This window comes from Pantoea vagans, assembly GCF_001506165.1.
GTDB lineage: Bacteria > Pseudomonadota > Gammaproteobacteria > Enterobacterales > Enterobacteriaceae > Pantoea > Pantoea vagans_C.
On the sequence record NZ_CP011427.1, the window covers coordinates 1,251,283 to 1,264,180 of the forward strand.

Annotated in this window: 11 protein-coding genes; 5 read left to right on the forward strand and 6 right to left on the reverse strand. The window is 52.4% G+C overall.

Annotated features, from left to right (window positions below; all coding sequences use genetic code 11):
- The first annotated feature begins 78 nt into the window (after positions 1 to 78).
- From galS to mglC, 4 genes are all read left to right on the forward strand, one after another.
- Positions 79 to 1,119 (forward strand): HTH-type transcriptional regulator GalS, encoded by a 1,041-nt coding sequence (gene galS, locus LK04_RS05840; RefSeq protein WP_039333779.1) that lies wholly within the window; start codon positions 79 to 81, stop codon positions 1,117 to 1,119.
- A 304-nt stretch (positions 1,120 to 1,423) separates the two neighbouring features.
- Positions 1,424 to 2,419: a galactose/glucose ABC transporter substrate-binding protein MglB gene (gene mglB / locus LK04_RS05845; RefSeq protein ID WP_039333780.1), complete on the forward strand. Its 996-nt coding sequence runs from the start codon at positions 1,424 to 1,426 to the stop codon at positions 2,417 to 2,419.
- A 71-nt stretch (positions 2,420 to 2,490) separates the two neighbouring features.
- Entirely contained in the window at positions 2,491 to 4,011 is a 1,521-nt protein-coding gene (gene mglA / locus LK04_RS05850) for a galactose/methyl galactoside ABC transporter ATP-binding protein MglA (RefSeq protein ID WP_039333781.1), read from the forward strand.
- A gap of 18 nt (positions 4,012 to 4,029) precedes the next feature.
- Positions 4,030 to 5,040 (forward strand): galactose/methyl galactoside ABC transporter permease MglC, encoded by a 1,011-nt coding sequence (gene mglC / locus LK04_RS05855; RefSeq protein ID WP_039333782.1) that lies wholly within the window; start codon positions 4,030 to 4,032, stop codon positions 5,038 to 5,040.
- A 76-nt stretch (positions 5,041 to 5,116) separates the two neighbouring features.
- Here the strand turns inward: mglC and sanA are convergent, their stop codons facing one another.
- The 5 genes from sanA to LK04_RS05880 all read right to left on the reverse strand — a co-directional run bounded on the left by sanA (position 5,117) and on the right by LK04_RS05880 (position 10,043).
- Positions 5,117 to 5,836 (reverse strand): outer membrane permeability protein SanA, encoded by a 720-nt coding sequence (gene sanA, locus LK04_RS05860; RefSeq protein ID WP_039333783.1) that lies wholly within the window; start codon positions 5,834 to 5,836, stop codon positions 5,117 to 5,119.
- 260 nt (positions 5,837 to 6,096) lie between these two features.
- Positions 6,097 to 7,794 carry an NAD-dependent malic enzyme gene (locus LK04_RS05865; protein ID WP_039333784.1) on the reverse strand — a complete coding sequence of 566 codons (1,698 nt, stop codon included), beginning with the start codon at positions 7,792 to 7,794 and terminating at the stop codon, positions 6,097 to 6,099.
- 158 nt (positions 7,795 to 7,952) lie between these two features.
- Positions 7,953 to 8,849: a cytidine deaminase gene (cdd, locus tag LK04_RS05870; protein WP_039333785.1), complete on the reverse strand. Its 897-nt coding sequence runs from the start codon at positions 8,847 to 8,849 to the stop codon at positions 7,953 to 7,955.
- 125 nt (positions 8,850 to 8,974) lie between these two features.
- Entirely contained in the window at positions 8,975 to 9,667 is a 693-nt protein-coding gene (locus LK04_RS05875; RefSeq protein ID WP_039333787.1) for a CidB/LrgB family autolysis modulator, read from the reverse strand.
- Entirely contained in the window at positions 9,660 to 10,043 is a 384-nt protein-coding gene (locus LK04_RS05880) for a CidA/LrgA family protein (protein WP_039333789.1), read from the reverse strand. The genes LK04_RS05875 and LK04_RS05880 overlap by 8 nt, the downstream gene beginning before the upstream one ends.
- A 151-nt stretch (positions 10,044 to 10,194) precedes the next feature.
- Between LK04_RS05880 and LK04_RS05885 the strand changes: the two genes are divergently transcribed.
- Complete coding sequence (locus tag LK04_RS05885) at positions 10,195 to 10,542, forward strand: endonuclease domain-containing protein (RefSeq protein ID WP_039333797.1); 348 nt, start codon at positions 10,195 to 10,197, stop codon at positions 10,540 to 10,542.
- Positions 10,543 to 10,733: 191 nt separating this feature from the next.
- On the opposite strand, the gene metG is transcribed toward LK04_RS05885, so the two are convergent.
- Entirely contained in the window at positions 10,734 to 12,767 is a 2,034-nt protein-coding gene (gene metG, locus LK04_RS05890) for a methionine--tRNA ligase (RefSeq protein ID WP_039333800.1), read from the reverse strand.
- Positions 12,768 to 12,898: the final 131 nt, after the last annotated feature.

Here is a 12,898-nt window from a genome sequence, read left to right on the forward strand (position 1 = left end):
GCAGCGGAACAAAATGCCCTGACAGAATAGCGCCGTTACGCGCCAGTCGCGCATTTTCTTCCTCTGTGGAACAGCTGCATGATAACGATCCGAGATGTCGCCCGTCAGGCCGGTGTGTCAGTAGCCACCGTGTCGCGTGTGCTCAATAACAGCAGTGCAGTCACCCCCGATACCCGTGAAGCTGTGATTCAGGCCGTGGAATCACTGGGATATCGCCCCAACGCCAACGCGCAAGCCTTAGCCACTCAAGTCAGCGACACCATCGGTGTCGTGGTGATGGATGTCTCCGACCCTTTCTTTGGCGCGCTGGTCAAAGCGGTAGATACCGTGGCACAGCGTGTGCACAAACACGTGTTAATTAGCAACTCCTGGCATCAGGAAGAGAAAGAACGCCATGCCATTGAAGTGTTAATCCGCCAGCGCTGTAACGCCTTAGTGGTGCACGCGAAAACGCTTTCAGACGCAGAATTGACCGGTTTTATGGATCAGGTTCCGGGTATGGTATTGATAAACCGAACTATTCCCGGCTATGAGCACCGCTGTGTCTGCCTTGATAATGTAACAGGATCGCTGATGGCAACGCGCATGTTGTTACAACAGGGGCATCAACGCATCGGTTATCTCAGCTCCAGCCATCCCATCGAAGACGTGACACAGCGGCGCGAAGGCTGGCTGCAGGCCTTGTCAGAGCAGGGGATTCGTCCGCAGGAGTCATGGATTGCCCAGGGTGAACCCGACATGCAAGGCGGGGAAGCGGCTATGGTTGAGTTACTGGGCCGTAACCTGCATTTAACCGCAGTATTTTCTTACTGTGACGGCATGGCGGCGGGGGCACTGACTGCGTTAAAAGACAATGGCATTCAGGTGCCGCAGCACTTTTCGGTGATTGGTTTTGATGATATTCCCATCTCGCGCTATACCGATCCGCAACTGACCACGGTTCGCTATCCTATTGTTTCTATGGCAAAACTTGCGACTGAGCTGGCGTTGAAAGGCGCCGCCGGAGAGCTGGATCCCGAATCTACCCACTGCTTTATGCCTACGGTGGTTCGTCGCCATTCGGTTGCCCAGCGGCAAATTGTGGAGTCGGTCACTAATTCAGGCGATAGCGCAGTGTAACCGTTTCCAATCTGTGATTACATTCACAGTTAATTAACATGGCGCTCACTATGATGGCAGCGTCTTACCGGACTGAAACATCATGTAACGCCGGGTTTTCCTTCTCCGGTCAGGTTTCAGTAGCCGATTGAAATAGTTCACAACACTCTTCAGGAAGCGTTTACGTACAGGGAAGTCAGGATTGCGATGGTGGCCCGGCTTTGCGTTACGCGTCCGCCCCATAAATGAGTTTGAACCGACTGCGTTGGTTGCCCGCAGGCAGCACAGCGCGATGATATGCCCTACATAAAAAACCGGAGATACCATGAATAAGAAGGTTTTCACGCTCACAGCACTGGTTGCCAGCATGATGTTTGGTGCAACTGCGCACGCCGCCGATACCCGCATTGGCGTGACCATTTATAAATACGACGACAACTTTATGTCTATGGTTCGCAAGGACATCGACAGCGAAGCCAAAAAACTGGGTGGCATTCAGTTGCTGATGAATGACTCGCAGAACAGCCAGTCTACTCAGAACGACCAGATCGACGTGTTGATGGCCAAAGGCGTGAAAGCGCTGGCTATCAACCTGGTTGACCCTGCAGCTGCGGCTGTAGTAATCGACAAAGCGAAAGCCAACGACGTGCCAGTGGTGTTCTTCAACAAAGAACCTAACGCTAAAGTGCTGGCCAGCTATCCTAAAGCCTACTACGTGGGCACCGATTCTAAAGAGTCTGGCATCATCCAGGCTAAGCTGATCGAGAAACACTGGAAAGCGACACCAGCCTGGGATCTGAACAAAGATGGCCAGATTCAATTTGCGTTGCTGAAAGGCGAACCCGGCCACCCAGATGCCGAAGCACGTACTAAATACGTGATCGAGACGCTGAACACCGATGGTCTGAAAACGCAGCAGCTGGCGATGGATACCGCGATGTGGGATACCGCACAGGCAAAAGACAAAGTTGATGCGTGGCTGTCTGGCCCGAACGGCAACAAAATTGAAGTAATCATCGCTAACAACGATGCGATGGCCATGGGTGCAGTTGAAGCGCTGAAAGCCCACAACAAAACCAACATTCCGGTGTTTGGTGTGGATGCCCTGCCAGAAGCACTGGCGTTGGTGAAATCTGGCGCGATGGCAGGTACCGTACTGAACGATGCTGAAAACCAGGCGAAAGCCACCATTGATATCGCGAAGAACCTGGCCGATGGCAAAGAGCCAACTGCGGGTACTACCTTCAAGATGGAAAACAAAATTGTACGTGTTCCTTACGTACCAGTAGATAAAGAAAACCTGTCTCAGTTTGTGAAGTAATCCGTCCTGGGCGCGGCAGGTTTGCCGCGCCTTATTGCATCTGACCCACGTTTTATTTAGCCAGGTAAATTATGGCCAGTGAGAATCCGACCACACAGCGTGAATATCTGCTGGAGATGACGAATGTCTCGAAATCATTTCCAGGGGTGAAAGCCTTAGATAATGTGAATTTAAAAGTGCGGCCGCACTCTGTCCATGCCTTAATGGGCGAAAACGGCGCCGGGAAATCCACATTATTAAAATGCCTGTTTGGGATTTATAAAAAGGATACGGGGAGCATCCTGTTTCAGGGTGAAGAAATTGATTACAAGAGTTCCAAAGAAGCGCTGGAAAACGGCGTCTCAATGGTGCATCAGGAATTAAACCTGGTATTACAACGCAACGTGATGGATAACATGTGGCTTGGCCGCTATCCGCGCAAAGGTGTGTTTGTCGATCAGGATAAAATGTATCGCGATACCAAAGCGATCTTTGACGAATTAGATATTGATATCGATCCGCGCGATAAAGTCGCCAATCTGTCTGTTTCACAAATGCAGATGATTGAAATTGCCAAGGCATTCTCCTATGACGCGAAAATCGTCATCATGGATGAGCCAACGTCGTCGCTGACCGAAAAAGAAGTTAACCACTTATTTACGATTATCCGTAAGCTGAAAGATCGCGGCTGCGGCATTGTGTATATCTCGCACAAAATGGAAGAAATTTTCCAACTGTGCGATGAGATTACCATCTTACGTGATGGGCAGTGGATCGCCACCCAGCCGCTGGAAGGGCTGGATATGGATAAGATCATCGCCATGATGGTGGGTCGCTCACTGAACCAGCGTTTTCCGGACAAAACCAACGTGCCGGGGGAAACCATTCTTGAGGTGCGTCATTTAACCTCGCTGCGCCAGCCATCGATTCGCGATATCTCCTTCGACCTGCGTAAAGGCGAGATTTTGGGGATTGCGGGGCTGGTCGGCGCGAAACGAACCGATATCGTGGAAACCTTGTTTGGTATTCGCGAGAAGTCGGGCGGCACGATTAAGCTGCACGGCAAAGTGATTAATAATCACAGCGCCAATGAAGCCATTAACCATGGTTTTGCGCTGGTGACGGAAGAGCGCCGCTCAACCGGTATTTATGCATATCTTGATATTGGCTTTAACTCGCTTATTTCCAATATTAAAAAGTATAAATCCAGTATGGGGCTGCTTGATAACAAACGGATGAAAAGTGATACCCAATGGGTGATTGATTCGATGCGTGTTAAAACGCCGGGTCATCATACGCAAATTGGTTCGCTTTCCGGCGGTAACCAACAGAAGGTCATCATTGGTCGCTGGTTATTAACTCAGCCGGAAATTTTGATGCTTGATGAGCCGACGCGCGGTATTGACGTTGGGGCGAAATTCGAAATTTACCAGCTTATTTCAGAATTGGCGAAGAAAGAGAAAGGCATCATTATTATCTCTTCTGAAATGCCAGAGTTGTTGGGTATTACCGACCGTATTTTAGTGATGAGTAATGGCCTGGTAGCGGGCATTGTCGAGACCAAAACGACCTCGCAGAATGAAATCCTGCGTTTAGCGTCATTACACCTTTAATGAAGCAAGGGCTTTAACATGAAAGCGACTACTAAAAAGAATGCGCTAACCTGGTTAAAAGAGGGCGGCATTTACGTTGTCCTGTTGGTACTGCTGGCGATTATTATTTTCCAGGATCCGACATTTTTAAGTTTAATGAACCTGAGTAACATTCTGACCCAATCCTCAGTGCGTATTATTATTGCGCTGGGCGTTGCCGGATTGATTGTTACGCAGGGTACCGACCTGTCAGCGGGGCGTCAGGTTGGCCTGGCCGCGGTAGTAGCCGCCACGTTGCTGCAATCGATGGACAACGCCAACAAGGTATTCCCACATCTGGATACCGTTCCGATTCCACTGGTTATTCTGACCGTGTGCATCATCGGGGGTGTGATTGGCCTGGTGAACGGCGTGATCATTGCTTACCTGAAGGTGACGCCGTTTATCACCACACTGGGCACCATGATCATCGTTTACGGTATTAACTCGCTGTACTACGACTTTGTGGGCGCTTCACCGGTTGCCGGTTTTGATTCAGGTTTCTCCAACTTCGCACAGGGCTTCTTGCGCTTTGGTGACTTTAAGCTGTCGTTCATCACCTTCTACGCGATTATCGCTATCATCTTCGTGTGGATTTTGTGGAACAAAACGCGCTTCGGTAAGAACATCTTTGCTATCGGCGGCAACCCGGAAGCAGCACGTGTTTCTGGCGTTAACGTCCCGTTAAACCTGATTCTGGTGTATGCCCTGTCCGGTGTGTTCTATGCCTTCGGCGGGATGTTGGAAGCGGGTCGTATCGGCAGCGCCACCAACAACCTCGGCTTTATGTATGAACTGGATGCGATCGCGGCCTGTGTGGTCGGCGGCGTGTCGTTTGCCGGTGGTGTGGGCACGGTGGCTGGCGTGGTGACCGGTGTGATCATCTTTACCGTAATCAACTACGGCTTGACCTATATCGGCGTTAACCCTTACTGGCAGTACATCATCAAGGGCGGCATCATTATCTTCGCGGTAGCACTGGATTCACTGAAGTACGCACGTAAAAAATAAGACCGACACGCAGCAACATCACAGCAAAAGGCCGCGAACATCGCGGCCTTTTTTTACCTTCACTGAATCAGCACGTTCACTTCTGCAACTTCTCTTCCAGATCCAGAAGTTGCTCAGGCGTCACCGCTGGATAACTCTGCGCATCTTCTGGCACTTCATGCACGGCTGGAATCGGCACCAGCGGCCCGAGGAAGCGTGGCTCACGTTTCATCAGGTACAAATCTGCCAGCGCCCCTAAACGTGCCCCGACCTCGCGGAAACGCACTGACAGCATATTTTTAGGTGACGGGACGGCATAACACTGCGCCTGAATACCCAGGTGCTGGGCAATAAACAGCGCGCGCTCGCAGTGGAAGCGCTGAGTAATAATGATGAAGTCGTTGGTATCGAACACTTTGCGCGTGCGCACGATCGAATCCAGCGTACGGAAGCCGGCATAATCCAGCACGATATCCGAGGGATCGACACCCGCTTTTATCAGATCGCGGCGCATGGTCATCGGTTCGTTATAGCTTTGCTGCGCATTATCACCGCTCAACAGCAGATAGTTCACCTTGCCACTGTTATAGGCGTTAAGCGCACCTTGAATGCGATAGAGATAATACTGATTAATCACACCGGTGCGGTAATACTTGGCGGTACCTAAGACCACACCGACCTGACGATGCGGCAAAGAGGTGACATCTTCGTAAATAAAGGGAGCGGTTTTCCAGCTGATCCAGCGATCCAGGCCGAGCGCGGTCGCCACCATCAATAAGATGATGAAAAACAGACCAAAGAAAACGCGTTTAATCATGCGCGTAAGCACTCGGTTGGTGAAAAATCGGATGGCTATACCCAAAATAATTCGAGTTGCAGGAAGGCGGCAAGTGCATGAATCCTCAGGAGCTTACTGAAGTAAGTGACTGAGGTGAATGCATGTAGCCAACGCGCCTGCAACTCGAAGTATGAAGGGTATAAAGGCTACTTGAGGCGGGGACAGTAAGCAAGTTAACGCCGATTGGCTGGTGTTTTTTTAAGCGCAGCCGGTACTGATTTCCCGGCTGCGCTGCCTTATCAGATCGAGGTACGGCGATAGTGACGATACTGCGGCAGCCAGAAGTTGTTATTCACGGCTTTTGACAGCACATCTTCTGACGTCACCACAGCCACACCGGCCAGTTGCGCCGCTTTGCCCACTTCCATGGCGATCAGTTTTGACACGCCCTGAATGTGTTTAAGCTCTGGCAGTACTGGACCTTCACCGTCATTCACCAGCGGTGAGCAGTCAGCCAGTGCACGACTGGCGGTCATCAGCATGGAGTCGGTGATGCGTGTTGCACCCGCCGCAATCACGCCCAAACCAATGCCAGGGAAAATATAGGAGTTGTTACACTGGGCAATCGGATAGGTTTTGCCTTTCCAGGTCACCGGCGCAAAGGGGCTGCCCGTGGCGACCAGCGCTTCGCCATCGGTCCAGGCGATGATATCTGCCGGGGTGGCTTCGACACGAGAGGTCGGGTTAGACAACGGCATCACAATTGGACGCTTGGTGTGCTTGTGCATCTCACGGATGATCTCCTCCGTGAACAGCCCCGGCTGGCCAGATACGCCGATTAAGATATCCGGCTTGGCGTTGCGCACCACATCCAGCAGCGAAATCGAATCGCTGGTCACATCCCAATCCTGCAGATTGTCGCTCTTCTGCACCAGTTTGCTCTGGAAATCGAGCAGGTTTGGTAGTTTGTCGGTCAGCAGGCCAAAGCGATCCACCATCATCACGCGTGAACGGGCTTCGTCGTCGCTGAGTCCTTCAGACTTCATCTGCGCAATGATCTGCTCGGCGATACCACAGCCGGCGGAACCTGCACCGAGGAACACCACTTTCTGCTCACACAGGCGGCTACCGGCTGCACGGCTGGCGGCGATCAAGGTGCCCACGGTAACGGCAGCGGTGCCTTGAATGTCATCATTAAAGCAGCAAACTTCATCGCGATAGCGTTCCAGCAGCGGCATGGCATTTTTCTGCGCGAAGTCTTCAAACTGCAACAGCACGTTCGGCCAGCGGCGTTTTACCGCCTGGATGAACTCATCAACAAAGGCTTCGTACTCTTCGCCGGTGATGCGCGGATGACGCCAGCCCATATACAACGGGTCGTTCAGCAACTGCTGGTTATTGGTACCGACATCCAGCACCACAGGCAGGGTGTAGGCCGGGCTGATCCCACCACAGGCGGTATACAGTGACAGCTTACCGATGGGAATGCCCATGCCGCCGATACCCAGGTCACCCAGACCCAGAATACGTTCGCCATCGGTGACCACAATCACTTTTACGTTCTGCTTGGTGGCGTTCTGCAGCATGTCTTCAATCCGGTCGCGGTTGTTATACGAGATGAAAACACCGCGTGCGCGACGATAGATTTCTGAGAAGTGTTCACAGGCCGCGCCGACTGTTGGGGTGTAGATAATCGGCATCATCTCTTCCAGATGATTGTCGAGCAGACGGTAGAACAGGGTTTCGTTGGTGTCCTGGATGTTACGCAGATAGACGTGCTTGTCGTTATTGTTTTTGAAATCCAGGAACTGACGCCAGGCGCGTTCGGCCTGCTCTTCGATGGTTTCAACGGCTTCAGGGAGTAGGCCGTTGAGGTTGAATTCGTTACGTTCTTCCAGGGTGAATGCGCTGCCTTTATTCAGCAGCGGAAATTCCAGCAGGATCGGACCCGCATAAGGAATATACAGCGGGCGTTTACTTTCGTAGTCGAGTTCCATGCAGTGTTTGCTCCGGTTGCAGTGTTTTCTGACGCTCACGGGAAAAGGTAACGCCAGTCCTGTTCAATGTGAAGTGGATCTGGCGCCCGATCCTATGAGTTTTCCTGCAGATGTACAGCTTTTGTTAACAGCAGGTCACAAAAGCGGTAAAAGGATCACTAAACTGATGTTTTCGAAACTAAAGTAAGTGAGAAATCTTCACAGCCCAAGGCCGCAAGCGTCGATCGCGTGGCATCAAGTTGGCTCAATGTACTACCCTGACATTCGGCCAGTACCGCCTGTTGCACGCTATCAAGTGCCTCATTGCTCATGTTCATCATAATCAGCGCGGCCTGCAATGGCGGCAAACTCGGGTTAAAAGCCGCATTCTCGGCATATTGGCCACGATAAATCTTGCCGCTTTGGCTGCGCAGTGCAACACCGCTAAAACTCTGGCTGTAGGGGGCGTGGCTGTGATTGGCCGCCTCAATCGCGGCTTGCTGCAGCGCATCTCCCTCGACTTTAAAGCCGTGATCGATTGGCGTCAGCAGGCGCTCGGTAATGTTTAAATCTGCCGGGCCAAAGGCATCAGGCAGATAATCACCCAGCGTGCTGATAGCGCGACCGGGTAAACTAATGCGGATAGCCGTACCGCTATTCAGTTCATTCATAAACTGACGGCAGTGGCCGCAAGGCGTGTAGTTAACGGTGATGGCATCCAGCTTTTCTTCACCGCGCAGCCAGGCGTGGGTGATGGCGCTTTGTTCCGCATGAACGGTTTGTTGCAGTGGAGCGTGCTCAAACTCCATATTGGCACCAAAGTACCAGTGACCGCTGACACCGCGCGAAATCGCCCCCACGTTAAAGTTAGACACGGTGGCGACTGCACAGCATGCAGCAATCGGCAGCAGCGCCAACGCCAGCGCATCCTCATCCAGACCGGTTTCCTGCTTCAGGTGCGCCACATCTTGCGGGCGGAGTACGCCCTGAAAATCAACCGAATCCAGCAGCGGTTGGATCGCCGCTTGTAACGAAGCGGGCAGGGCAGTAAAAGCAGCAGTAAATCGTGGATGCATGATGTGATGACCTCATAAACGCGTTAACGGCGATGCGCCGTCTGAGGGGTTATATGTGATCTATGTCGCTATGACAATGTAAGCTGATTCAGTTGTTTCAACTTTGCGAGATCTCTCGCAAAGTTTTAGCCAAACCAGTGTATCAGCAACGGAAAAAGAAATGGTGCCAGTAGCGAAGTAATGATGCCGCAAATCACTAACGCCAGAGAACTAAACGCCCCTTCCTGATAATCGATCTCCGCTGCACGTGCGGTGCCTAACGCGTGGGATGCATTGCCAATCGCCAATCCGCGTGAAGATTTGCTGCGCACGTTAAACAGATTAAGCAACATATGGCCGAACACCGCACCCAGTACCCCGGCAATCAGCACGCAGATAGCACTGATGGCCGGGATGCCGTGCAGCGAGCCAGACACCGCCATGGCAATTGGCGTGGTGACCGATTTCGGCATGATGGTGGCGGCAATTTCTGGCGTAGCCCCCATCCACAACGCGATAGCGGTGCCTGATACCATCGCAGTGATGCTACCGATAAAACACACGCTGATGATGGTTTTCCAGCGCGCGCGGATTTGATGCATCTGCTCATACAGCGGCAAGGCCAGCGCCACCACCGCCGGTTGCAGTAACTGATTCAGGAATGCACTGCCGGCGAAATAGCGCGTATAGGGGATATGCGTGAGCAGCAGAATGGGAATCACTATCGCCATCGCCACCAGCAACGGGTTGATGATGGAAATATTGATTTTCGCTGCCAGCTTGCGCGCTAACAGATAAGCCACCAGCGTAAGCGGTAGCGACCACCATGCGTCAGTCATGCGGCTGCTCCTGCGGACGTTGCAGACGCTCGGCGCTGATGCCGACAATCAACAGCACCAAAAACGTACTGACAAAGCAGGAAACCACAATGGGCCCAAATTGGGCACTGAGAATATCAGTGTAACCCATTACGCCCACGCTGATGGGGACGAACAGCAGCGCCATATAGCGGATCAACAGATAGCAGCCAGGTTTGACCCACTCAACCGGCAGGATTTGCAGCGCCAGCAAGCTGAACAGCAAGAGCATGCCAATGATGCTCCCCGGAATGGTGATCGGGAGTAGGGCAGCAACACCATTTCCGGCATACAGCGCGGCATAAATAATCACAAAGGCACGCAAATAGTGCCAGCAAGCAGTTAACACGGCGGGCATGTCAGGCTCCTGTTTTCATCGCGCTTCATCATACGCATTAAGCGTTTAGCGTGCTAGCGATCACACTGGAATGCAGATTCCTGCTTGTGCAGCTAATGCTTGTGGACGGGATTTACCCGCGTAATGCTGCGGCCTCTTCAAGGAGGGCGTCATGAAAGGACAGACAGAGAGGCAGAGGGCGTTGCGTCAGATGATGCCAGAAACGGAATATCGTCTGTGGCGATTTCTTCGCAACCGTAATTTGTGCGGGGCAAAGTTTCGTCGTCAGCATCCAGTTGGAATCTATATTGTTGATTTTGTTTGTATTGAACGGTTGCTGATTGTTGAGTTTGATGGCGGACAACATGGTGAGGAACTGGCACGCATTTACGATGAGAAGCGTACAGCATATTTGCAGCAGCGCGGTTGGCGCGTAATTCGGTTCTGGAATAATCAAGTGATGGGAGAGTTTGATGCGGTAATCGAGGAGATTTATCGGTGTTTGGTTATGCGGGAATAGTGCGTCTTGATGCCCTCACCCCAGCCCTCTCCCGCAAGCGGGCGAGGGGGCCGACCGAGCAATTGTTAAAATGGGTGCTTAACCTGACTCAAGCTAGCTCGATGTATAAGGTTGAATACTTTTTTAAATACTCGCTGAAAACGGTTCCCTCTCCCGCTTGCGGGAGAGGGTTAGGGTGAGGGGCGCCCCCCTTACTTAACCTGCATACCCGGCTTCGCACCGCTATCCACTGACAGCACGAACAGGTCTGAACCGCCTGAACCTGCTGACAGCACCATGCCTTCCGACACGCCGAAACGCATCTTACGTGGGGCAAGGTTAGCGACGATAATAGTCATCTTACCGACCAGCACCGACGGATCAGGATAAGCCGCACGAATGCCGGAGAAGATCTGGCGCTTCTCGCCGCCGAGATCCAGCTCCAGGCGCAACAGCTTGTCAGAACCTTCAACCAGCTCGGCTTTTTCGATCAGCGCGACGCGCATATCGACTTTGGCAAAATCGTCGATAGTGATGGTGTCGCCAATTGGCGCATCAGCCAGGGGACCGGTGACCGCAGGCTTATTTGCTGCTGCCGCGTCCTCTTTCGACGCCTCAATCAACCCTTCCACTTTCGCCATTTCGATACGACCGTACAGCGCTTTGAACGGGGCAACATCATGATTCAGCAGCGGCTGAGCAATCGCATCCCAGCTCAGTTCGCTCTGCAGGAAAGCTTCAGCACGCGCGCTCAGCGATGGCAGCACCGGTTTCAGCCAGGTCATCAACACGCGGAACAGGTTGATACCCATGGAGCAGATCGCTTGCAGGTCAGCATCGCGGCCTTCCTGTTTCGCCACCACCCACGGTGCCTGCTCATCAACATAGCGGTTAGCAATGTCGGCCAGCGCCATGATTTCGCGGATGGCACGGTTGTATTCGCGGCTTGCCCAGGCTTCACCGATCTTCTCGGAAGCATCAACGAAGGTCTGATACAGCGCCGGATCGGCCAGTTCGCTCGACAGTTTGCCGCCGAAGCGCTTGGTGATGAAGCCCGCATTACGTGACGCCAGGTTTACCACTTTATTGACGATATCTGCGTTCACGCGCTGCACGAAATCTTCCAGATTCAGGTCGATATCATCGATACGTGAAGAGAGTTTCGCCGCGTAGTAGTAACGCAGGCTGTCAGCATCCAGGTGTTGCAACCAGGTGCTGGCTTTGATGAAGGTGCCGCGTGATTTGGACATCTTCGCGCCGTTCACCGTCACATAACCGTGCACAAACAGGTTGGTCGGTTTGCGGAAGTTGCTGCCTTCCAGCATCGCAGGCCAGAACAGGCTGTGGAAGTAAACGATGTCTTTACCGATGAAGTGATACAGCTCGGTAGAGGAATCTTTCTTCCAGAACTCGTCGAAGTTGATATCGCCGCGCTTGTCACACAGGTTCTTAAAGGAACCCATATAACCGATTGGCGCATCCAGCCACACGTAGAAATATTTGCCCGGCGCACCTGGAATTTCAAAGCCGAAGTAAGGGGCATCACGAGAGATATCCCATTGCTGTAAGCCAGAATCGAACCACTCCTGCATCTTGTTCGCAACCTGCTCCTGCAACGCACCTGAACGGGTCCAGGTCTGCAACATCGCACTGAATGACGGCAGGTCGAAGAAGAAGTGCTCTGAATCACGCAATACCGGTGTCGCACCAGATACCACGGATTTTGGATCGATCAGCTCGGTTGGGCTGTAGGTCGCGCTGCACACTTCGCAGTTATCGCCATACTGATCCGGTGACTTACATTTCGGGCAGGTGCCTTTCACAAAACGATCGGGCAGGAACATGCCTTTCTCGGGATCGTACAGCTGTGAAATAGTGCGGTTTTTAATGAAACCGTTTTCTTTCAGGCGGCCGTAGATCAGCTCAGACAGCTGGCGGTTTTCGTCACCGTGCGTCGAATGATAGTTGTCATAGCTGATGTCGAAGCCGGCGAAGTCAGTTTCATGTTCCTGCTTCATCTCTGCGATCATCTGCTCAGGCGCAACGCCAAGTTGCTGAGCTTTCAGCATGATAGGCGTGCCGTGGGCGTCGTCGGCACAGATGAAGTAAACCTGATTGCCACGCATTCGCTGGTAACGGACCCAAATGTCAGCCTGAATGTGTTCAAGCATATGACCGAGATGGATAGAGCCGTTGGCGTACGGCAGTGCGCACGTTACCAGAATTTTTTTAGCGACATGAGTCATAGTTTGCGTAGCGTTCCGTAAGAAAAAAATCGGGCTTAGATGTTAACCGAAGCACCCTCTGGCGTAAACACAACTGCACGGCATCTGATATTATTGAAGACACACCGCCGTGATTTGGCGTTATGAAAAGA